Below are 22073 nucleotides of genomic sequence, written 5' to 3' on the forward strand. Positions count from 1 at the left end.
CGATCAGGCAAGGCAGGAGCACATGAGCACGCCACTTCCCGGCTTCGAAGGTTTCGGGGAACCTGCGGGCCCGAGAGGATCTGGAGGGTCTGACGGACCCCACGGAGCTGACGGACCTCATACCGCCGGGCGCTTCCACCCCACCTCGTCCGACCAGGGCCATGCCCACGCAGGCCGCCGAGAAATCGCCCCTGGTGCCGTCCATCTCCCCGGCTGGCTGACCACGGCCCAGCAGCGCGAGCTCGTCACCGCCTGTCGCGACTGGGCGCGCGGCCCGGCCCCGATCCGGCACACCAAGCTTCCGCGCGGCGGTGTGATGTCCGTCCAGACCGTGTGCATCGGCTGGCACTGGCAGCCGTACGCATACACCCGCACCGCCGACGACGTGAACGGCGCCCGGGTGGCCGAATTTCCGCGCTGGATGGTCGAGTTGGGCCGTCGCGCGCTGGTGGAGGCATATCAGGGCGCTGCCGCGGGCGACGACTACACGCCGGACACAGCGCTGATCAATTTCTATGACGGCCAGGCGAAGCTCGGCATGCACCAGGACAAGGAGGAGCGCTCCGGCGCACCGGTGGTATCCCTCAGCATCGGCGACACCTGCGTCTTCCGCTTCGGCAACACCGAGACCCGCACCAAGCCGTACACCGACATCGAGCTGGCCTCCGGTGATCTCTTCGTCTTCGGCGGGCCCGCCCGCTTCGCGTACCACGGCGTGCCCAAGGTCAGGCCGGGTACCGGCGACCCGGCGTCCGGCCTGACCAGCGGGCGGCTCAACATCACGATGCGGGTGACCGGTCTGGAGGGATAACTGCCACACCGCGAGGCAGACTGGACTCATGTGCCGCAGCATCAAGACGCTCCGTCCGCCCACCACCCCCGAGGTCAGCGCCGAGGACATCCGGGCCGCGGCCTTGCAGTACGTCCGCAAGGTCTCCGGATTCCGCGCCCCGGCCGCGCACAACCGCGAGGTGTTCGACCAGGCCGTGGACGCCGTGGCGGCCGCGACCCAAGAACTCCTCGACGGCTTGCAGGTCCGTGGCTCCGCCGCCCGCCAGCACTCACACCCCTGAAACAGCAGCTCCGGCGTCGCTGGTACGGACGGCCCCCGGGCAGACCGGCCGACCCCGGCCGTCGCCCCCTGCACGCGGGCTGGCCCATACTTCACGCCGCCCAGGGATCACGCTGCTGCCCCGAACCGCCGCTCACCCGCACCACTGCTGGCCCGCACCGCTGCGCGCGAGCCTCGCGGGTGACCGTCACCCCTCCCACGCCCCCACACACAATCGGAAGGTGATCGCTCAGACACCGACCGTACGCGGAAGAGGAGTGCAGGTGACGCGCCACGCACGCCGCCCGGCTCCCGGTCCCGACTCCCGGCCCAAGCCCCAGGCCCAAGCCCAAGCCCCAAGCCCCAAGCCCACCGATTCTGCGGGAACCGTTCCCCTACCGGCCGCCCGCCGGCCCCCGCCAGTCCGCATGCCGAATGCGCGAGATCTCCCGCACGCCGCCGACCGTCCCCCATTCCTCCTTCCCCAGCCGCGACAGGGGCTTCAGCCTGGAGATCTCGGGGTGCCCGTCGACCAGCACTTCCTGCGATACGACGGCATGCACCACACGCCCGAACACGACGGTGGAGTCCCCGATGCCCAGCGTGCTGTGCACCTCGCACTCCAACGCCACCGGCGAGGCCGCCACCCGCGGCGGCTTGACCCGCAGACCCGGCTCGGAAGCGATTGCGGCCGCCTCGAATTCACTCACCCCGTGCGGGAAGTCGGTACCCGTGTCATTGATCTGCTCAAAGAGGGCCTCCGATCCGAGGTTGACCACGAACTGCCCGGTCGCCTCGATGTTGCGAAGGGTGTCCTTGCGCCCGACCGAGCTGAACTGCACCACGGGCGGCGCGACACTGGCGATCGTGAAGAACGAGTGCGGTGCCAGGTTGGGCGTGCCGTCGTGGGACATGGTCGACACCCAGGCGATCGGACGCGGGACAACCACCGCGGTCAGGAGCTTGTAGAACTCGTTGCGGGACATGGCAGCGGGATCAAAGTCGGTACGCATGGTGATCAGTATCCAGGAGGTGGCCGCGGACCTCGCCGCTGCCCACGAGATGGAGGCCCACGCTCCACACTCCGCGTCATCTTTGCCGTCCACGAGATGAAGCGCCTCGGCCGCAACGCTACCGAACTCCCCGCGTTCGCCGACCATTTCACCGCCCACGGCCTGGTCCTGGTGACCTGGGTCCGGGCCGCCGCCTTCTGTTTCAGCAGCAGCTCCGTTTGCGCGGCCGCTGCGGAGACGCGGTCGTGGCGGATGTGCCACTCGGTCAGTCCGCTCCCGGGTCGCATACCGAGAGACCGGCGATCGGCCCTGGGGCGACTCCTGGCTTGACACCTTCCTTCGCACGCCGGGACGTACTGCGGTTGCGTCACTCCGTGGTCACCGCAGCGGCGGGCGCGGCGGCGGGTAAGGGCGAGCGGGGGGTACGACCGGCAGCTATTCGGTCCGAGTTGATGATGCTTTCCGCGCTTCCGGTCGCCGAACTGCGCGGTCAGGCGGATGCCCTCGCCCGGGAGATCGGAAGGCCACGGCCGCGCCGGGAACAGCCGGGCCGGTCGGCACGGTTGCATCGACCGAGGGACCGGCGCCGCACGGGCGGGGAACACGGAGACCACAAGGTCGTCCGCCCCACCAGGATCCGGGCCCCAGGATCGCGGTACGCCCGCCGCGCCCTCGGAACAAGACGTATTTCTGTGGGAGGACTTTTTCATGATTGACCGGCCCTTGACGCTCATGGCAGTACACGCCCACCCCGACGACGAGGCCACCGGAACCGGAGGGGTCCTCGCGCGGTACGCGGCGGAGGGCATCCGCACGGTTCTCGTGACGTGTACCGACGGCGGTTGCGGTGACGGACCGGGGGGCGTCAAGCCGAGCGATCCCGGGCACGATCCGGCGGCCGTCGCCTTGATGCGCCGCCAAGAACTCGAGGCGAGCTGTGACGTCCTGAAGGTCAGCGATCTGGAGATGCTGGACTATGCCGACTCCGGGATGATCGGTTGGCCGAGCAACGACGCTCCCGGATCCTTCTGGCAGACCCCCGTGGAGGAAGGCGCCGCCCGACTCGCGGAACTCATGCGGCACTACCGACCCGATGTGGTCGTCACCTACGACGAGAACGGCTTCTACGGCCACCCCGACCACATCCAGGCCCACCGCATCACGATGGCGGCGCTGGAGATGACCGCACTGAAACCGAAGGTGTACTGGACGACGATGCCCCGCTCGATAATGCAGCGGTTCGGGGAGACCATGCGCGAGTTCCAAGAGGACATGCCGGAGCCGGACCCTGCCGAGGCCGCCGCGATAGCCGAAATCGGCCTCCCCGACGAGGAGATCACCACGTGGGTGGACACCACCGCGTTCAGTGGTCAGAAATTCGATGCGCTGGCCGCGCACGCCAGTCAGGGCGAAAACATCTTCTTCCTCAAGATGGGCAAGGAGAGGTTCGGCGAGTTGATGGGCATGGAGACCTTCGTACGTGTCAAGGACGCCACCGGCGCGGCCGTACCCGAGAACGATCTCTTCGCCGGACTGCGCTGATCCGCCCGTCCGACCGAGGCCCGGAAAAGCTCATCGGCCGCACGGCGCACTGCGTTCCCGTCCGGAACTTGAAGGCTATCGCGTCGATCACCGAGCGATGCCGCGGTAATCGGCTGCGCTGAGCTGTGAAGGCGTCGGAGGCCCGGCGTGATACCGCACGCCGGGCCCCGAAACATTCGCCGGCCTCCACGGGTCAGCTCAAGCAGTTGGCGACCTTGTCGGGTAGCTTTCCCCCTACCAGATACCTGTCGACGGCACGGTCGGTGCACGTGGACGGAGCCTCCGAGGCGTACGCCCCGTGTCCCTGGCCCTTACGTACGAGCAGAGAGCTGTTGTCCAACTGCCGGTGCACCGCCTGCGCGTTCGTGAGCGGAGTTCGCGGATCGTCGGTGTACGAGACCAGCAGCACCGGTGCGGCCCCAGATCCCTTGATCGGCCCGACCACACCGGTGGGGGCGAGCGGCCACGACGCGCAGTCGATCATCTGCCAGGCCAAGGAGCGACCGAAGAGCGGCGATCGTTCGGCGAACGCGTCCGCGGTGTGGAGCATCTCCTTCGGGGACTTCGGCGCTGACGGGGAGTCCAGGCACAGCACCGCCGGCATGCTCAAGGACATGTTCTCCTCGGCCTGTTCCTCCTGTGGTGTCGGCCTCTCGCCGCCAGTACCGGATTCAAAATGCTCGAAGGCGCTCATGTCCCCGTCCAGGGCGGCCGCCAGCGCGTTGGTCAGTTGCTTCCAGCTCTCTTCGTCATTCAGGGCCGTTCTCAGATACCTGGACAAGGCGGCGTCGGTGAATTCCTCACCGTCGACCGCTTGCAGCGGCTTCCGCTCCAGCTCCTTGGCGAACTGGGCGAGCCTGCTCACGACCTCCCCTGCCGTGTCCCCCAGCCGGTCATCGCCGCGCGCGACAAGGTTTCGGGCGTATCGACGCAACGCGTTTTCGGAGATCTTGACGTCGGTCAGGGTGACCTGCTGCATATCGGCGGCGGGATCGACCACACCGTCCAGCACCATCCGGCCCACCTTCCCGGGAAACAGCTTCATGTACTGCTGGCCGAGGAAGGTGCCGTAGGAAACGCCGGTGTAGTTCAACTTGGCGTCGCCGAGGGCCGTACGCAGCACGTCCAGGTCGCGCGCAACGCTCACGCTGTCCATATGCGCGAAAACGGCGCCGCTCGCCCGTTGGCAAGCCCGGGCCCGCCGGGTCGCGTCGGCGAACGTCTTCTCGGCCTCCGCTTCGGTACGCGGCGGATTCTCGGGCTCCTCCGGCGCACCGTCCGGGCACCTGATCTGCCCGGAACCGGCTATGCCTCGCGGATCGAAGCCGACCAGATCGTAGCGGGCCCGAGCCTTTGCACCGGCATGCCAGTTTCCATCGGCCACGAAGCCCGCACCGCCCTCGCCGGGCCCGCCGGGGTTGAAGATCAGCGACCCCAGCCGACGGCCGGGGTCTGTGGCCCGCACCCGCGACACCCGCAGTTTGACGGTCCTCCCGTCCGGGTCTGCGTAGTCGACCGGCACCTTCACCCAGCCGCACTCCGCACCGGGCACGGCCTTCGGGGTGACGTCCACGCCACAGGACGTCCATCGGACCTTCTGCTGCGCGAAGTGCGCGGGCAACGCCGGGACGGAAGTGTTCCTGCCCTTGGCGTCGTCGGGCTGGGACGCTGCGGCGCCTCCGACACCGCACACCGTCACCACAAAGGTGGTGACGGCCAACACACCGGCGGTCAAGGATGTGGACTGGCGGGGAATGGACATCGCCCTTCTCGCTCTCTCGCTGCCCCCGGGGAAGCATGCTCACAGTCACGGCTATTGCGCTGTTTCCTCCGTCACAGCCGGATATGGGATCTACGCAGCGTCGACGGGCGAACACGCGGAGCCGACACCTGGGAGGCGACACAGCCGGCGAAGATCCAGACCGCTCCGGGCCGTGACCGACTGTGTCCCGGCCCGGCGTGCCGGGGACGGGCAGCGACACGATCAGAGTGACCAGTGCTCGGCGAGGCAGTCGCAGGACGCGAGCAGCGGGGCTCGACCGGCGGCGCGCAGGTGGTGATGCAGCCGTTGCATGCAGCCACTGCATTGTTTTCGGTCAGGAAGCCGGCTGGTCCGGAGAGCGGGAGTCACGCCGTCCGTGGCGAGCACCAGGAGCTCGTCGTCCATGAGCCGGTCGAGGTTGCCGGCAGCGACAAGTCCGGAAGCACCAACGACTCGGGCAATGTGCCGGGTCGCAGCTCCTTGGGTCGTGGTCTCGGCGACGAGACCGTCCGGCAGTCCTTGTCTCGCCCGGCCCGGCCGGCGCTCAGAGGTTACGCCGTGTTACACGAGCGTCACCGTGCATAGCCTGTTCCGCCGTACCTGGACCACCCACACCGGGAAGACCACCCCACGTGCGCCCCTCTATCCGGGCGAGCCCCTAATATCATTTGGCGTCCTCCGACGGACGCCGACGCCCGCTGGGTCGTGCCCGCCGCCCCACGCCCGGCACGACGACCCCACCGCATGGCAATGGAGTCGAGCACCGAGGAGAGGAACGTTCATGCGCGCCCGGACCATCGCCACGGCCACCGCAACAGCATTGGCACTGGTGGCCGCTCGTGACCTTGTCCAGAAGAAGCACGCATTGCTCCGGAACTTCCCCGTGCTGGGGCACGCCCGGTACCTGTTGGAGACGATCGGGCCTGAGCTGCGGCAGTACATAGTGACCTCCAACGACGAGGAGCGCCCGTTCAGTCGTGACCAGCGCACCTGGATCTACGCGTCGGCGAAGGGGGAGAACAACTACTTCGGATTCGGCACCGACAACGACGTTGAACACACGCAGGGGCACGCATACCTGAAGCAGCGCACGTTCGCCGGCACGCTGCCCGACATGCACGACCCGCAGGCCCCACTGCCGTCAGCCAAGGTGCTGGGCGGGCCGCGCGGGCGCGCCAAGGCGTTCCGGCCGGCGAGCGTGGTGAACATCTCGGCGATGAGCTTCGGATCGCTCTCCGGCGCGGCGATCACGGCGCTCAACAAGGGGGCGGCGCTGGCGGGCACCCTGCAGAACACGGGCGAGGGCGGTCTCTCGCCGTACCACCGCAACGGCGGCGACCTCGTCCTTCAAATCGGTACGTCCTACTTCGGCTGCCGCAATGAGGACGGCAGCTTCAACATCGACAAGCTCAAGGATGTGGTCGCCGGCGCCCCGGTCAAGGCGATAGAGATCAAGCTCTCCCAGGGTGCCAAGCCCGGGCTGGGCGGAATGCTGCCGGGCGCGAAGGTGACCCCGGAAATCGCCGAGATCCGCGGCATCCCGCTCGGCGAGGACTGCGCGTCCCCGTCCCGGCACACCGCGTTCGGCGACGTCGACTCGATGCTCGACTTCGTCGAACTGCTCGCCACCGAGACCGGCCTGCCGGTCGGGATCAAGAGCGCGGTGGGAGAGATGGAGTTCTGGCAGGAGCTGGCCATGCTGATGGCGCGTGGTGACCGTGGTGTCGACTTCGTGACCATCGACGGCGGCGAGGGCGGCACCGGTGCGGCGCCGCTCACCTTCTCCGACTCGGTGTCGCTGCCCTTCCGGATGGGCTTCTCCCGGGTCTATGGCGCCTTCGCCGAGCGGGGGCTGACCGACGACCTGACTTTCATCGCCTCCGGCAAGCTCGGGCTGCCCGAGAACGCCGCGGTCGCCTTCGCTCTGGGTGCCGACATGATCAACGTGGCCCGTGAGGCGATGCTGTCGATCGGCTGCATCCAGGCGCAGAAGTGCCACACCGACAAGTGCCCCACCGGAATCGCCACCCAGAGCCCGTGGCTGGCCCGCGGCCTCGACCCGACCTCGAAGGCCACCCGGGCCGCCGTCTACCTGCGCACCCTCCGCAAGGAGCTGATGAAGGTCTCGGCGGCCGTCGGTGTCGCCCACCCGGCGCTCATCACGGCCACGGACATCGAGATCATGAACGGCGACTACGAGGCCCGCACCCTGGCCGGCGTCTACGGCTACAAGGACGGCTGGGGCGAACTCGGCCCGCACCTCGCCGAGGAGATCACCGCACTGCTCACCACCGAGCAGTCCTCCGACCAGAAGCCGCCCGCCTGACGCGCCGATCACGGCCGGCACCGCGCTCGCTGCTCCCCTGCCCGGAGCGCGCGCGTGGCGCCGGCCGGTGGCACCCTTGTCTTCCCTGCTCCACGAACAGCCCCTGCCTAGGTGATCACAACATGAGCGAAAAAGTGAGATTCCCGAGCGTCGTCGGCCCCGAACTGGCCGGAGCGATCGACCTGCCGGACGGCGAGATCCGCGGCTGGGGGATCTTCGTGCACGGATTCACGCTCGGCAAGGGCTCGCCGGCCGCGTCGCGTGTCAGCAAGCAGTTGGCACGCGAGGGGATCGGAATGCTGCGCTTCGACAACCTCGGGATCGGGGACTCCGACGGCGACTGGGGGGACGGTTCCTTCACCGTCAAGGTCCAGGACACGATCCGTGCCGCAGCCATGATGGCGGAGCGAGGGACTCCGGCAGACCTGCTGGTGGGGCACTCATGGGGAGGCGCCGCCGTCCTCGCCGCGGCGGCCGAGGCAACCGGCGTCCGTGCGGTCGCCACGATCGGAGCGCCGGTCGATCCCAGCCACGTCGAGCGACAGTACGACGCGGTCGTGGATCGCGTGCTCAGTGAAGGGTCGCACGAGTGGTTCGTCGGCGGGAGGACCCTGGTCCTCAAACGCGCCTTCGTCGAAGACGTCCGCCGTGCTCACCTGCGGGATCGGATCGGCGAGTTGGACCTGCCGCTACTCGTCCTGCATTCGCCGACCGACGACACCGTCGACATCGACAACGCCGGAGAGATCTTCCGCGAGGCACGACACCCGCGAAGCTTCGTCTCACTCGAAGGAGCAGACCATCTCCTGACCGCCCGAGGACAAGCACAGCGAGCCGCCCACATCATCAGCGCCTGGGCCGACCAGTACATCCACGGGTCACAGCCCGCAGGAGAGACCTCTCAGGTGGTTTAGTGCTCGCTCGGACAGGTGCGGGGTCAGGGTCGCGGGTGGGGCGGTCTTCCCAGCGGTGGGTGGTTCAGGCGCGTCGGAACAGGCTGCGCACGGTGATAACGGCATCCGCGAGGCCGAAGAAGGCGTTGATGACGCTGATGCGGTGTTCGTAAGCAGCGTGCGTGCCGGTAGAGGGCGTTCTGACGGGCGTGGATGCGCTCTACGTGGCAGCGATGGGTGGCCTGGAGAGGTCCGAAGGGGTTGAGGCCAACCGCCACGAGCTTCCCGTAGCCGTCCACGTGCACGGCACCGACGGCGTAACCCCTGCGACGTTCGACAAGCTGGTCAACAGCCCGCGCAGGGCGTGCAGGGCGCCGATCGCGGCTGACCGTCAGGCTGAGGTAGTGGATACGAAAGCGAAGCAACTCTGATCGTTCACGCATGCTCGCTGAGCAGCGCAGCCAGGACCGACTTGCAAGCTGCTTCCACTCTTTTGGGTGCCGGTCGGGAGGAGTGCCGTTTCTGCTCTGCCGGCGTGATCAGGATGGTCCTACGTCGGGTTGGGGCCGAGCGCTCGAGGGCGGAGGCTGTGCTGCGCCGGTGGCATGGGGTGAATTGCCGTGGAGGCTTCGCCCCATGCCGATGGCGGATGGCCAGTCCCAGCACGCGGGCCCAGGACAGAAGTTCTGGGCAGGGGCGAACACAGGGACATGGCAGTGCACCTGACTCCGCATGAGCAAGAACGTTTGATGATTCATTTGGCGGCGGATGTCGCCGAGAAACGGCGAGCCCGGGGGGTGCGGCTCAACTACCCCGAGACAATGGCGCTGTTGATCGTGCACGTCCTTGAGGGGGCCCGGGACGGCAGGACCGTTGCCGACCTGATGTCTTCCGGGCGGAAGGTGCTTGCCCGGGAGGAGGTGATGGAGGGCGTTCCGGAGATGATCGACAACGTGCAGGTGGAGGCCACGTTCCCCGACGGCACGAAGCTGGTCACCATCCACAGCCCCTTCCCTGAAGTGGGCAAGGACGAAGAGCCGAACATCTCCCCGGGGAAGGTGGACTTCTCCCAGCGGAAGGGCGACGAGGAGGTCGCCTTCAACGACGGCCCCGGGCAACGGGACCGCATCACGAAGCTCACGGTCGAAAACCCGACGGACCGACCCGTCCAGATCGGCTCCCACTACCACTTCGCCGAGGCCAACGACGGGCTGAAATTCCCCCGCAAGATGGCGTGGGGCAGGCGTCTGAACATTCCCGCCGGCAGCTCTGTACGTTTCGAGCCCGGCATCACCGAAGAAGTCGAGCTCGTACCCATCGAGGGTGAGCGCGTGGTCCACGGTCTGCGCGGCAAGATCAAGGGTCTGCCCGAGAAGATCAACGGCTCGCTGGACCACACCAAGGGTTCGTTCGACAAGGAGCGGGTGTGAATTCGATGACGGAGTGCCCCAACTGCTCCTGCTGCCCGGAAGAGACGAAGCGTTTCGACCCGCTGCCCCGGCCCGACTACGCCGACCGGTTCGGCCCGACAACCCGCGACTGCATCCGTCTCGCCGACACGGCCCTGCGGATCAAGATCGAGGATGACTGGTCGGGCGGCCCCGGCCGCAGCGGCAACGAAATGGTGTTCGGCGGCGGCAAGGTCATCCGTGAATCGATGGGGCAGTCCGTCGTGCCGCGCGACCCCGGCAGGGGCAAGACGGATACGTCAGCCGGCAGTGCTGCGGGCCTCCCTCCTGACACCGTCATCACCGGCGTTGTCGTCCTGGACCACTGGGGCATCGTCAAGGCCGATGTCGCCATCCGCGACGGCGACATCGTCGCGCTCGGCAAGGCGTACAACCCCGAGACGATGAACCGTCTGCACGAGGACGGGCTCAGCCACAACGGTATCGGGCCAAAGCCCACCGACTTCGTCATCGGTCCCGACACCGAGGTCATCGCGGGCAAGGGCAGGATCCTTACCGCCGGCGGGATCGACACCCACGTCCACTTCATCTGCCCCGACCAGATCGATGAGGCGCTGGCCGCGGGTGTCACCACGCTCATCGGCGGCGGCACCGGCCCGGCGGAAGGCAGCACCGCCACCACCGTGACGCCCGGGTCCTGGCACATCGACCGTACGTTTGAGGCGCTGGACGCCTACCCGGTCAACATCGGGCTGCTCGGCAAGGGCGCCACGATGTCCACGGAGTCCATGCTCGACCAGGTGGATGCCGGCGTCATCGGGTTCAAGGTTCACGAGGACTGGGGTGCCACCCCCGCCGTCATCGACAAGTGCCTGCAGGTGTGTCAGAAGACCGGCGTCCAGCTCGCGCTCCATGCCGACTCGCTGAACGAAGCCGGCTTCGTTCAGGACACCCTCGACGCCATCAAAAAGCGTTCCATCCATGTCTTCCACGTGGAGGGCGCAGGAGGCGGCCACGCCCCCGACATGATCAAGATGGTGAGCGAGCCGAATGTGCTGCCCGCCTCCACCAACCCCACCCGGCCGCTGACCGTCAACACGGTCAAGGAGCACTTCGACATGGTGATGGTCTGCCATCACCTCAACCCCGCCGTCCCCGAGGACCTGGCCTTCGCGGACTCCCGGATCCGGCCCTCCACGATGGCCGCCGAGGACATCCTCCACGACCTCGGCGCCATCTCCATCATGTCCTCGGACGCCCAGGCCATGGGCCGCATCGGCGAGATGATCATGCGTACCTGGCAGACCGCGCACGTGATGAAGGTACGCCGCGGCTTCCTGGAAGAAGACCAGCCCGCGGACAAGCCGGAGAACAAGCCGAAGGGCAAGAAGGTGAAGGGCCAGACGCCGGTGGACAAGACGCCGGAGCCTGAGCCGCCGCCGGCCGACAACAGGCGCGCCCGCCGGTACGTCGCGAAGTACACCATCAACCCGGCCCTCGCCCAGGGCATCGACGCCGTCGTCGGCTCGGTGGAGACGGGCAAGCTGGCCGACCTGGTGCTGTGGGAACCGAAGTTCTTCGGGGTCAAGCCGCACATGGTCATCAAAGGCGGACAGATCGCTTATGCGCAGGTGGGCGATGCCAACGCGTCCATTCCCACGCCGCAGCCGGTCCTGCCGCGCCCCATGTGGGGGGCCACCGGTCTGGCTCCTGGCTCCCTCTCCTACAACTTCGTCACCGAGCGGGCCGTCAAGAAGAACCTTTCCAGGGGCCGCACGCTGAACAAGCGGTTCAAGGCCATCAAGGACACGCGTGGCGTCTTCAAGGAACACATGAAGGAGAACAACGCCACCCCCGACGTCCGCATCGACCCCGACACCTACGAGGTCATCATCGGCGGAGCGAAGGTGACGGATGTGACGACCTTTGTCGAAGGCCAGATCGTCGACCGTGCCTACGTCTCTGAACTTCCCATGGCCCAGAGGTACTTCCTCTTCTGATCCACCAAGAGACACCCACCGGTGACGCAGCAGACCCACAGCGGAGAAACGAAGGAAAGGTGACCTGCGCTCCATGAACCGTGCCGCGCTGTTCGTCCTGGCCGACGGCCGGTTCCCGGCCGGAGGGCACGCGCACTCCGGCGGAGCCGAACCGGCCGTCGCAGCGGGCCGCATCAGGGATGCGGAGACGCTGGAGGACTTCTGCCGGGGACGGTTGCATACTGCGGGCCTGGTCGCGGCGGCGCTGGCCGCCGCGGCCGCCGCGGGGCACGATCCGCTTCAGCTGGACGAGGCCGCTGACGCCCGCACCCCCGTGCAGGCGCTTCGGACCACCGCCCGCAAACTCGGGCGGCAGATGATGCGCGCCGCCCGCGCCACATGGCCCTCGGCCGAGCTGGACCAACTGGCCACGGCCCGGCCGCAGGGCGCGCACCAGCCGGTGGTACTGGGCCTGGCCGCCCGTTCAGCCGGGCTGGCACCACTGGACGCCGCCTATGCCGCGGCGTACGAAACCATCAGCGGACCGGCCACGGCGACGGTCCGGCTGCTGAGCCTGGACCCGTTCGACGCCACCGCTGTCCTCGCCCGCCTGGCCCCAGAACTCGACCAGGTCGCCGCAGCCGCCGCCGATGCCGCCCGGCGCATCCCCGACGAGGGCATCGACGCCCTGCCCGCCGCCTCCGCCCCGCTGCTGGATATCACCGCCCAGCACCACGCCGGCTGGCCGGTACGCCTGTTCGCCTCCTGACCACCCACCACAAGACCTCGCACAAGACGGGAATGCGCATGCACCTCGGTCACGATCTCGACCAGAAGTTTCCCCACCGGCACACCTACAGCGCCGCCGCCCCCGAGCGCCCCGACGGCACCCGGCGCGCCCTGCGGATCGGCCTGGGCGGGCCGGTGGGTTCGGGCAAGACCGCCACAGTCGCCGCCCTGTGCCGGGCGCTGCGGGCCGAGATGTCCATCGCCGTCGTCACCAACGACATCTACACCCGCGAGGACGCCGATTTCCTGCTGCGTGAAGCAGTGCTGCCGCCCGAGCGCATCAAAGCCGTCGAAACGGGTGCCTGCCCGCACACCGCCATCCGCGACGACATCTCCGCCAACCTCGAAGCCGTCGAGGATCTGGAGGACGAGGTCGACCCGCTCGACCTCGTCCTGGTCGAATCCGGCGGCGACAATCTCACCGCGACCTTCTCCAAGGGGCTCGTGGACGCGCAGATCTTCGTCATCGACGTAGCCGGTGGCGACGACATCCCGCGCAAGGGCGGCCCCGGCGTCACCACCGCCGACCTCCTCGTCGTCAACAAGACCGACCTCGCCCCCTACGTCGGATCCGACCTGGAGGGCATGGCCCGCGACGCAAAGGCCCAGCGCGGCACCCTCCCCGTCGCCTTCACCTCCCTCAAGACCGAAGGCGGCGTCAAACCAGTCGCCGACTGGGTCCGCGAACGCCTCACCAACTGGAGCGAAGGCCCCGCATGACCCTCGCAACCGAACACACCGCGCCGGCCGCCCAGACGGCATCTGCCGCAGGCGTACAAGCCACCGCCCGCATCACGGCAGCCTCCAGGGGCGGTACCACCACCCTGCCCGTCCTCGACGGCGACGGGCCCTTCGAACTCCGGCGCCTGCGCTCGCGCGGCAACGAGGCACGCGTGTGCGTTGTCGGAGCCATGTGCGCCCCCCTCGGCGGCGACCGGCTGCGCATCGAAGCCACCGCCCAGCAGAGCGCGGCCCTCCACATCACCTCTGCCGCTGCGACCCTCGCCCTGCCAGGCCCCACCCCGGAACACGCCACCTACGACGTACACCTGACCGTGGCAGAGGACGCGGAGCTCCACTGGCTGCCCAAGCCGTTGATCTGTGCCGCCGGCAGTAATCTGCGGCAGACGTGGACCGTCGACCTCGCCCCTACCGCACGGCTCGTGCTGCGCGAAGAGCAGGTACTCGGACGTACGGGCGAACCGCCCGGCCATGTGGCCACCCGACTCGCCGTCCGACGCGGCGGACACATGCTCCTCGACCAGGAAACCGAGTACGGTCCGGACACCCCCGGTTGGGACGGCCCCGCCGTCCTCGCCGACCACCGCGCGACCGGGCAAATCCTCATCGTCGACCCGGCCCTCGAAAACAAGCCCCCCGAAGTCCAACTCTTCGTCGACGAGCCGGAAGACGGCCAAGCCATCCTGACACCACTCGCGGGGCCCGCCGCGCTCGTCACTGCCGTCGCCCCGGATGGCTTCCGCCTGCGTCACCTCCTCGACACGGCACAGACCGCCTTTCGCCGTCGCGTCTCGGCCGGCCTCGCACACTGAACCCCACCCGAACTCCTCTGGTACGGGTCACAGCACCGACCGGGTCCGGCGCGCACCCCAGTGCAACGCTCCCCTCGACGATGCTGCCCCGGGACCGCCTCGGCGCGGCTATCTGTCAGGGCGCCATGACCGGCGGGCCTCGGCCCCTTCACCACCCTGCTCGAACTCAGCTCTCTCACCCGCGGCCGGATCATGCACTACGCCACCCCCGAACAGCTCAAGAAGAACTTCGGCGTCACCTCCTGCACCCCCGAATCAGCCGCTGGACGCCGCCCGCTCCGAGCGTCACCACGTAAGACCACCCGCGCGTCACCTCCGGAGGCGGGCCCGGTCGCGCCTTCGCCGATCTGCACCGTGCGCCCGGACTATTCCGGGACGGGTGCCTCGCCGGATACCGCGACACCTGCCTGGCGGAAGTCGTCCAAGGCGGCCGCTGTTGTGCGCGAGGCAACCCCGACCGAGTAGTCGAGGCGTACGCGTGCGCGAAACCCTGCGGCGACGGCATCCAGAGCGGTCGCACGCACACAGTGGTCCGTCGCGATGCCCACCACATCGACGTCCTCGACCCCACGGATGCGCAGCCAGTCCGCCAGGGCAGTTCCCTCCGTGTCCGCGCCTTCGAAGCCGCTCTTGGAGGCACTGTGAGCGCCCTTGAAGAAGACGGCGTGCACCTTGCCGTCCGTGACGACAGGTGCGAAATGGGGATGGAATTCAGCGCCTTCATTCCCTGCCACGCAGTGGACGGGGAAGCTGTCCTGGAAGTCCGGAGTCTCGGAGAAATGGCTGCCCGGGTCGACGTGGTGATCCCGGGTGGCCACAACGTACTGGTAGTCACGCCCCGCACTCCGCTCAACCAGTTCCGCGATCGCCGAGGCAATCCGCGCGCCTCCCGCGACAGGAACGCTGCCTCCTTCGCAGAAGTCCTTCTGCACATCCACGACGATCAAGCCACGGCTCATCACGAACACCTTTCATACGTGGAACACGGAAGGGACCACTTCGGAAACCTCAACCGGCCCAAGATGCGGGCACCGCTCGCCCTACGCGGCCGAGGTGCAGGAGACCAGGGTGTCCGCGCACAAAGTCCATTACCTTGATCATCGCCCAGGTCCACAGCCACCGCCTGCCCAGTGTGGGGAACACGGCCTGCGTCACCCGCCCGGACGAGCGGGTTCACCGCAGGATCGAGCCGACTGGTGGATCGCCTTCATGTCGGATAGCCGACGGCAAGATCCGGACCATGCCCGGACCAACTCTCTTCCGACGGCCGTCAAAGCCGCCGTTGCAGCAGGCCAGTACCACTATGAGCGCTGTACCACCAGCAGACGAAGAACCTGCTGTGGGTGGCTCGCCCAGGAAAGCAGCTCCCTGCCAGTTCATTGCCGGAGCTCTCGCCCTGGGCTGACGTTCTACGGACCGATACCGCTTTCCTCAGAACTTCGCAGGTGCCGGATTGGGCGTGCCGTCGTGGGACATGCTCGACACTCAGGCGATCGGACGCGGGACAATCACCGCAGAAGTCAGTCGTGCCCGCGACGGCAGCCGGATTCGCGCAGCCCTCTCCAGGCCAGGACGCCCAGCAGTGCGAGGACTGCGGCGGCGCTGCCGGTCGCCACCGCGAAGCCCGTGTCGAAGGCGTGCCCGGCGGCGACGCGCAGCGCATCGCCGACCCGCCCCCCGGCTTGCGCGGCCTCTTCGGTCGCGGCACCGAGCGAACTGCGTGCGGTGTCCCACTGCTGCGCCGAGGCGCTGGGCACCGGGGCGAAGTCGGAGCGGTACACCAGGGCCAGCACGGTTCCCAGAACGGCGAGGCCGAGCCCCGCTCCCAGGGAGAAGGAGGTTTCCTGAACGGCTCCGGCCTCTCCCGCCCGCTCGGGTTTCGCCGCGCCCAGAATCGCGTCCGACCCCAGGGTCATGACCGTTCCGGAGCCGAGGCCCGCGGTCACCAAGGCCACGTAGTTGCCCGTGGCACCGAACAGAGTGAACGTGGCCAACGCCAGCGCGCACAACAGCAGTCCGCCGGCCAGGCCATGGCGGCGTCCCCACCGCGCGGCGAAGCGTGGCGCCACGGCCGCGCCACCGGCATTGGCCAGCGCCAACGGCACCAGCGCCAGGCCGGCGCCCAAGGGCGAACAGCCCTCCAGGAGTTGGAAGCGTTGGGTGAGCAGGAAGAGCAGTGCGGTGTACGTGCCGTAACACCCCAGGATGCACAGTGCGGAGAGGGAGAACCGGCGGTCGGCGAACTGTGTGACGTCCAACAGCGGGTGGGGGATCCGGCGCTGCCGGACGACGAAGCCGACCAGGAGCGCCACGCCGAGGAGCGCGGTGGCCCAGACCACCGGCTTGACCAGGAAGACGGAGCCCCACCAGAAGTGCTCGATCAGCAGCCCGCCGAGGAGTGGCCCCACGGAGACGCCCACGCTGTTCGCCGCGGTCCACAGGCCGATCGCCACCGACCGCTCCCGGTCGTCGGGAAAGACGGCCCGGATGATGGCGGGCGTACTCGCCATCATCATCGCGCCTCCGACCCCGAGGGCCGCCCGAGCGGCGATCAGCTGTCCCGGAGTAACGGACAGCGCCGCGCCCGCCGACGCGAGCCCGAAGACCACGAAGCCGGCCATCAGCATCCGCTTGCGTCCGAACCGGTCCCCGAGCGTCCCGCAGGTGATCAGTCCGGCGGCCACGGTGAGCGCGTAGCTGTCGACGATCCAGAGGAGCTCGGATCCGCTCGGCAAGAGCTCTCTGCTGATCGTCGGCACCGCCACGTGCAGCACCGTCAGGTCCGTCCCGACCATGAGCAGGGCGGCGCACAATACGCCCAGCGCCGCCCATCGGTGAGGGGTCGTCTGTTGGGTCTCAGTAAGCACTCCACCACTGTGTGCAGCGGGCATCTGCCGCCACAAGTACGGTCTTTGATGTGCCTCGGTGCCCTTCCTGCCGCATAGGCTCATTCGGTATACCTGGTTACAGTGATGATCATGAGGCGAGAACGCGAGCCGGTCGACGCGATGGCCGAGTGGTGCAACACCGAGGTGGTGCTGTCGGTCGTCGGGGGAAAATGGAAGCTGCTGATCCTCAGGTATCTCCTGGCAGGTACGCACCGGTTTGGCGAACTCCGGCAGGCCATGCCCACCGTCACCCAGCGGATGCTCACCCGGCAGCTGCGAGAGCTGGAGGCTGACGGCCTCGTGTCGCGGACGGTCTACCCGGAAGTGCCGCCGAGGGTGGAGTACGCGCTCACCGAGGCCGGCGAGACCCTGCGGGACATCATCGGTCAGCTCGACGCCTGGGGCAGCTGGTACCGCCGGCACCGGAAGGCTCAGGCGCGAGACCCCGGCCAGGCGGGGACCGGGAATTGAGCCCCGACCGGGGAGGCGGATCGTCCGGCGCATTGCCCACATACTTACGGGGTTGCCTCCGCGACATCTTCATTCCTGGCACCGCAGAACACCGTCACTGAGACGGTGGACCGGTCGATGTGCAGCGACTTCCTCGTCGAGGAGATCATCACGCGGAAGGCTCACGACCAGGAGATCCCATGGGCGCAGAGGCGGTGCAGGCGGCAGTCGCGTACGTGGCTCAGAGTGGCCGCTTCGCAGGCGTGGTGGCAGAGCCGCCACGCGTGTACATGGCCCGATGTTCAACGGGTCAGGCGGACACCGGGGCGAGATCGGCGGCGCCGAAGGAGACCGAGAACCGCTCGCACCAGATCACGACGCTGCGGAACTTCGACAGGTCCGTGCCGGCCGGGACGGTGTAGTTCTGGTTTCCGAGGTTGCCCTTGAGCTTCCCGAGCGCGACTGCCCCGTCCCCGAGCCCGGTCTTCGCCGCATCGCCGCCCCGGGCCGAAAGATAGACCCGTACATCCGGCCCCTCGGAGGTCTTGAGGTCCTCCAGCCGCAGCACTTGGCCGCCATCCGCCAACCGGACCGCACGGGCGGTGCCGCTGGTGTCGTGCTCGTGGGTGACGAAGCGGCCTTCGGCGAGGCCCTTCGGTCTCGTGCTTGTCATCGGCGGTTCCCCGCCCTTCATGCCCGTGTTGCCCTTCATGCCGGTGTTGCCCCTCGTCTGCGGCCCGTCCGTCACATCGGGGGCGGATGCAGTGGGCAGCGCCTCGTTCACCTTGGTATCGGTGAACGCCTTCCAAGGCTGGAAGAGATGAAGCCCGATTCCGGCGACGACCACCAGCACGAGCAAGAGGGGCACGACGGTACGGCGGGACACTCGGGACACCAGGGCCTCCTGAAGGGAACAAGGGCCGACCGCGCTCGGCGGGCCCGTCATACGTACAGCAAACCCGCACCCGCCCCGTCGCGGCGCGGGCAAGGACACCCCGTAAGACACCGGTAATTAGGCAGGCCCGCAGTCCCGACCTTGTTCACGCGTGGCGACAGCCGATGTGCATGTCACAGATCAGCACGCGAAGGGCTACGTGTTCGATGGTCATGAGGAGTGACAGCAGCGGCTCCAGGCGGCGGTTGGGCGATGCCCATCGATGAAGTCGGCCCTGGCGCCGGGTCGGCCCGCAGGCGCGTCAGCGGGTCGAGAGTGCTGTTCGATCACAGCCAACTGGTGGCCAGCCAGGTGGTCACAGCCGCAGTGGCGATGAGCCCGATGTTGAGTATGACCTGGCGGTCTTCGTCGGTCAGGTGGACGGTGATCGCACCGACCTGTAGGAGCACGAACCCGATGGCCGCGGCCAGGGCCAGCCAAGGCGCGATGCCGGTCACCGGCGGCAGTAACAGTCCTACGGCGCCCAGAACTTCGACCGTTCCGAGCGCCCTGACGGCGGGCAGCGGTATGCGGTCCACCCAAGCCATCACCGGGCGGAGGAGATCGCGGCTGCGGATCACCTTGAGCACGCCCGCGTAGAGGTAAAAGGAGGCGAGCAGTCCGGCGACGATCCAGTAGGCGATGGTCATGATTTCCCTTCATGGTCACCGCTTGTGGGTGACCCGTCGGTTCCGGGTACTCCCCCGGAGCCGACGCGTGAGCGTGTGTGAGCGGCCCGGACGCCGAGAGGTGGGAGAGCGCCTTGGCTGCGCCGGTCCGGTGGCGGGCAGCCGGGCGGTGTCGGTCCGCGGGGGCAGCGCGCCGGCTTCAGGCGAAGTCGGTAGCGGGCTCGGTGGCGTAGCGGCGCATCGTGTGGATACCGGCCTGAGGTGTCAGCGGCGTGCCGTCGGCGGTCATGCGCTGGAGGTCTCGGAAGTACTGCACATACAGGCCGGGGGTGAACGTGCTGAGCATGACGGCGGGTTCATCGGTCAGGTTGGCGAAGGTGTGCGGGGCGCCGGGCGGGACCATCACGAGCGTGCCCGCCGTCGCGTCGTATCCCTTGTCCCCCACGGTGAACCGCACCGTGCCGGAGATGATGTAGAAGCCCTCGTCATGCTGGGCGTGACGGTGCTGCGGCGGTCCGGGGGTGTGTGGGGCGAGGACGGACTCGGCCATCCCCAGGCGGTGCCCCGTGTGGCTGCCGTCTTCGAGGACGCGCATCCGCGTGGTGCCCATGACGATCGTCTCGTCGTCGTCGGGGCCGACCACCGATACGTCGGGGCCGGCCTGCGGTTCCCTGGTCTTCGCTTCGTCGGTCATGCTCCGAGTGCACCGCCAGTGCCCTGCGAGTGTCCAAGACCTGTTCCGCCACGCCGATACCTTGCGGGTATCGTTGCAGGGTGGAGCTACGTACCCTGCGCTACTTCGTGGCGGTCGCCGAGGAACTCCACTTCGGCCGAGCCGCCGTCCGGCTGCACATGAGTCAGCCGCCGCTGAGCCGGGCGATCAAGCAGCTGGAGACGGAGATCGGTGCCCTCCTGTTCGCCCGCTCGCCTGCCGGCGTCACACTCACCCCGGTGGGGGCAGTGCTGCTCGACGAAGCGCGGGCCCTGCTCGACCAGGCCGACCGCGTCCGCGTCCGCGTGGCCGCGGCGGCCGGCGCCGCGTCCCTCACCATCGGCATCCTGGGTGACGGCACCGACCCCGGCATCACCAGGCTGGCGGCCGTCTTCCGCCGAAGCCACCCCGGCGTCGACGTCCGCATCCGCGACGCCGATCTGACCGACCCGACCTGCGGACTGCGCGCCGGAATGGTCGACGTCGCTCTGACCCGTGCGCCGTTCGACGACACTGCCCTGACGGCGCGTGAGCTGCGCGCCGATCCGGTCGGTGCGGTACTGCGCGCCGACGATCCGCTGGCCCGTCGCGACCACCTGAAGCTGGCCGACCTGGCCGACCGCCGCTGGTTCCAGTTCCCGCAGGGAACCGACCCGATCTGGCAGTCGTACTGGAACGGCGGCACGCCGCGCGAGGGCCCGGTGGTGCGCGTCGTCCAGGAATGCCTTCAGGCCGTGCTCTGGAACAGTACGGTCGGCTTGGCCCCACTCGGACACGACCTTCCCGAGAACCTGGCCGCGGTTCCGCTGGTCGACATGGCGCCAAGCCGAGTGGTCGCGGTGTTCAACCACGGCGACACCAACCCGTTGATCCGCTCGTTCATCGAGATCGCCATGGCTGTGTACCGACACTGAGCACCGCGTGCCATCACTGAACACCGCGTGCCATCACTGAGCACCTACGACCCCGGCCGGGCACGGCCCAGTGCCCGACTAGCCGGCCGCGGCGGCAAATCCAGTCGGGGGCCTCCGAGGCACTCGTGTGCCGCAACTCGTGAACGACGCAAACGCGATGGCCCTCCGGATTGCCGCCCGAAGTCATGGACACAGGCGAGCACTTGCCGCTCGAAGTGGCCTACCTCCTTGGGCCGGAAGGTCCCGTGGCGGCCGTACCAGCGGGCGACGTAGAGATGCACCGCGCGCCCATTGCTCTCCTCCCTGGCCGGCGCAATAAGCTCTGCCGGCGGATCCGTCGGCAGACCCTATTGCGTTCCGGGCAGCAGCTCGACTCGGACGTCATCGCCGTCCTGGATGACGTAGGTAGGTCCGGTCCGCGGGTCCCAGCCGAGGGGCAACAGATAGTAGCGGCCGTTGCGTTCGATGATCCGGCGTAGCCCGGTGTAGCGGTACCGGTAGTGCGCTTTCCCTCCCAGGTCCTCTACTTTCAGCCCTGGCCCGGCCAGGCTGAGACGGTCGGTGCTCAGGATCGCGACGGCTGTGCGGCGCACGAGTTGGCCGGCGGCCTGCTGGGCCTCCTGTTCGCCCATTTGGCTGGTGGCGAGGCTGAACGCCCACATCATCAACAGGCCGCCGGTGAAGACGGGCACCGCCTTGCTCCACAGCGTGGAGGAGATCGCACCTCCACCTGCCCAAGGGGCCTGCCCGAGGAGCACTCCGGCCCCCAGCAGCAGGGGAGCCGTCCATCCGTACGGTTGGATGAGGGACCATAAGAGAAGGAGAACCAGCCCGGCGAAGACGAAGGCCAGGTGGGCTCGGACCACGGCCCGACCCCATCTCTCCAGCACGCGCGCCAGGCTCCCTTGTGCAGGGGTGGTTGCCCTGGTGGTGAGGTGACGTGCGGTCAGAACAGCCACGGTCAGGACGATCACGACAGGCACTTTCAGTACGTTCAGGCTCTGGATCGAGAGCTCGGCGAAGCCAAAGCCCAGGCTGAAAGCGTCCAGGCGGAAGTAGTGGTAGTAGGACGTCAGGTAGACGGCGCCCAAAAAGTACATGATCGCTACGAGGAAGGAAGCCTGCGCTACCACTACGCCGAGCAGTCCGGCTGCCGTACGGTCCCCGGCCGGCTGCCCGGAAACCCCGGAAGCCGGCGTGGTCGGGCTCACTCGCCGCGCGATGGCTGC

At 68.2% G+C, this 22073-nt stretch carries 20 protein-coding genes and 3 pseudogenes; 14 read left to right on the plus strand and 9 right to left on the minus strand.

The genetic code is table 11. The annotated features are described in order from the left end of the window. Positions 1–22: 22 nt before the first annotated feature. Positions 23–811: an alpha-ketoglutarate-dependent dioxygenase AlkB family protein gene (locus tag K7C20_RS01780; protein ID WP_409351295.1), complete on the plus strand. Its 789-nt coding sequence runs from the start codon at positions 23–25 to the stop codon at positions 809–811. A 28-nt stretch (positions 812–839) separates the two neighbouring features. After that, complete coding sequence (locus tag K7C20_RS01785) at positions 840–1073, plus strand: DUF2277 domain-containing protein (protein WP_053210089.1); 234 nt, start codon at positions 840–842, stop codon at positions 1071–1073. Between the two features lie 373 nt (positions 1074–1446). Here K7C20_RS01785 and K7C20_RS01790 read toward each other — a convergent pair whose 3' ends face one another. After that, positions 1447–2064 (minus strand): flavin reductase family protein, encoded by a 618-nt coding sequence (locus tag K7C20_RS01790; protein ID WP_030076028.1) that lies wholly within the window; start codon positions 2062–2064, stop codon positions 1447–1449. Positions 2065–2366: 302 nt separating this feature from the next. Here K7C20_RS01790 and K7C20_RS39205 point away from each other — a divergent pair. Both K7C20_RS39205 and K7C20_RS01795 read left to right on the plus strand, forming a co-directional pair. Then, a pseudogene (locus K7C20_RS39205) lies at positions 2367–2582 on the plus strand (DIP1984 family protein); the annotation flags it as partial. 190 nt (positions 2583–2772) lie between these two features. Next, on the plus strand, positions 2773–3606 hold the full coding sequence (locus K7C20_RS01795) for a PIG-L family deacetylase (protein WP_030076030.1): 834 nt from the start codon (positions 2773–2775) through the stop codon (positions 3604–3606). Between the two features lie 193 nt (positions 3607–3799). On the opposite strand, the gene K7C20_RS01800 is transcribed toward K7C20_RS01795, so the two are convergent. Then, positions 3800–5368: an alpha/beta hydrolase gene (locus K7C20_RS01800; protein WP_053210088.1), complete on the minus strand. Its 1569-nt coding sequence runs from the start codon at positions 5366–5368 to the stop codon at positions 3800–3802. Between the two features lie 781 nt (positions 5369–6149). On the opposite strand from K7C20_RS01800, the gene K7C20_RS01805 reads away from it, so the two are divergent. Beyond that, entirely contained in the window at positions 6150–7694 is a 1545-nt protein-coding gene (locus K7C20_RS01805) for an FMN-binding glutamate synthase family protein (RefSeq protein WP_030076034.1), read from the plus strand. Positions 7695–7816: 122 nt separating this feature from the next. Continuing rightward, positions 7817–8608, plus strand: a complete 792-nt coding sequence (locus K7C20_RS01810; protein WP_030076036.1) for an alpha/beta hydrolase family protein — start codon at positions 7817–7819, stop codon at positions 8606–8608. A gap of 64 nt (positions 8609–8672) precedes the next feature. Here the strand turns inward: K7C20_RS01810 and K7C20_RS01815 are convergent. Continuing rightward, a pseudogene (locus K7C20_RS01815) lies at positions 8673–8838 on the minus strand (IS5/IS1182 family transposase); the annotation flags it as partial. 465 nt (positions 8839–9303) lie between these two features. On the opposite strand from K7C20_RS01815, the gene K7C20_RS01820 reads away from it, so the two are divergent. The 6 genes and pseudogenes from K7C20_RS01820 to K7C20_RS38015 form a co-directional block, all read left to right on the plus strand. After that, positions 9304–10017 (plus strand): urease subunit gamma, encoded by a 714-nt coding sequence (locus K7C20_RS01820; RefSeq protein ID WP_030076038.1) that lies wholly within the window; start codon positions 9304–9306, stop codon positions 10015–10017. A gap of 5 nt (positions 10018–10022) precedes the next feature. Next, positions 10023–11996, plus strand: coding sequence for an urease subunit alpha (locus K7C20_RS01825; RefSeq protein WP_048828741.1), 1974 nt, complete (start codon positions 10023–10025; stop codon positions 11994–11996). A 73-nt stretch (positions 11997–12069) separates the two neighbouring features. Further along, positions 12070–12744: an urease accessory protein UreF gene (locus K7C20_RS01830; protein WP_030076040.1), complete on the plus strand. Its 675-nt coding sequence runs from the start codon at positions 12070–12072 to the stop codon at positions 12742–12744. 38 nt (positions 12745–12782) lie between these two features. After that, on the plus strand, positions 12783–13484 hold the full coding sequence (gene ureG, locus K7C20_RS01835; RefSeq protein WP_030076042.1) for an urease accessory protein UreG: 702 nt from the start codon (positions 12783–12785) through the stop codon (positions 13482–13484). Beyond that, positions 13481–14317 carry an urease accessory protein UreD gene (locus tag K7C20_RS01840; protein ID WP_030076043.1) on the plus strand — a complete coding sequence of 279 codons (837 nt, stop codon included), beginning with the start codon at positions 13481–13483 and terminating at the stop codon, positions 14315–14317. Before ureG ends, K7C20_RS01840 begins: the two co-directional genes overlap by 4 nt. Positions 14318–14455: 138 nt before the next feature. After that, positions 14456–14613: pseudogene (locus tag K7C20_RS38015) on the plus strand (oxygenase MpaB family protein); the annotation flags it as partial. A gap of 69 nt (positions 14614–14682) precedes the next feature. On the opposite strand, the gene K7C20_RS01845 reads toward K7C20_RS38015, so the two are convergent. Further along, the gene (locus K7C20_RS01845) at positions 14683–15276 is read right to left on the minus strand and encodes an isochorismatase family protein (RefSeq protein WP_030076044.1); all 594 of its coding nucleotides are present in this window, start codon (positions 15274–15276) and stop codon (positions 14683–14685) included. 561 nt (positions 15277–15837) lie between these two features. Continuing rightward, the gene (locus K7C20_RS01850; protein WP_030076046.1) at positions 15838–17184 is read right to left on the minus strand and encodes an MFS transporter; all 1347 of its coding nucleotides are present in this window, start codon (positions 17182–17184) and stop codon (positions 15838–15840) included. A 111-nt stretch (positions 17185–17295) separates the two neighbouring features. Here K7C20_RS01850 and K7C20_RS01855 point away from each other — a divergent pair, with 111 nt between their 5' ends. Next, the gene (locus K7C20_RS01855; RefSeq protein ID WP_245171700.1) at positions 17296–17676 is read left to right on the plus strand and encodes a winged helix-turn-helix transcriptional regulator; all 381 of its coding nucleotides are present in this window, start codon (positions 17296–17298) and stop codon (positions 17674–17676) included. Between the two features lie 289 nt (positions 17677–17965). Here K7C20_RS01855 and K7C20_RS01860 read toward each other — a convergent pair whose 3' ends face one another. The 3 genes from K7C20_RS01860 to K7C20_RS01870 all read right to left on the minus strand — a co-directional run bounded on the left by K7C20_RS01860 (position 17966) and on the right by K7C20_RS01870 (position 19912). Continuing rightward, positions 17966–18550 carry a DM13 domain-containing protein gene (locus K7C20_RS01860; RefSeq protein WP_063753838.1) on the minus strand — a complete coding sequence of 195 codons (585 nt, stop codon included), beginning with the start codon at positions 18548–18550 and terminating at the stop codon, positions 17966–17968. A 326-nt stretch (positions 18551–18876) separates the two neighbouring features. Then, positions 18877–19239, minus strand: coding sequence for a DoxX family protein (locus K7C20_RS01865; RefSeq protein WP_030076050.1), 363 nt, complete (start codon positions 19237–19239; stop codon positions 18877–18879). Between the two features lie 178 nt (positions 19240–19417). After that, the gene (locus tag K7C20_RS01870; RefSeq protein WP_030076052.1) at positions 19418–19912 is read right to left on the minus strand and encodes a cupin domain-containing protein; all 495 of its coding nucleotides are present in this window, start codon (positions 19910–19912) and stop codon (positions 19418–19420) included. 80 nt (positions 19913–19992) lie between these two features. Here K7C20_RS01870 and K7C20_RS01875 point away from each other — a divergent pair, with 80 nt between their 5' ends. Continuing rightward, positions 19993–20844 (plus strand): LysR family transcriptional regulator, encoded by an 852-nt coding sequence (locus tag K7C20_RS01875; protein WP_245171698.1) that lies wholly within the window; start codon positions 19993–19995, stop codon positions 20842–20844. A gap of 347 nt (positions 20845–21191) precedes the next feature. Here K7C20_RS01875 and K7C20_RS01880 read toward each other — a convergent pair whose 3' ends face one another. After that, positions 21192–22055, minus strand: a complete 864-nt coding sequence (locus K7C20_RS01880; protein ID WP_245171696.1) for a hypothetical protein — start codon at positions 22053–22055, stop codon at positions 21192–21194. Positions 22056–22073: the final 18 nt, after the last annotated feature.

Source organism: Streptomyces decoyicus, assembly GCF_019880305.1.
GTDB classification, from domain to species: domain Bacteria; phylum Actinomycetota; class Actinomycetes; order Streptomycetales; family Streptomycetaceae; genus Streptomyces; species Streptomyces decoyicus.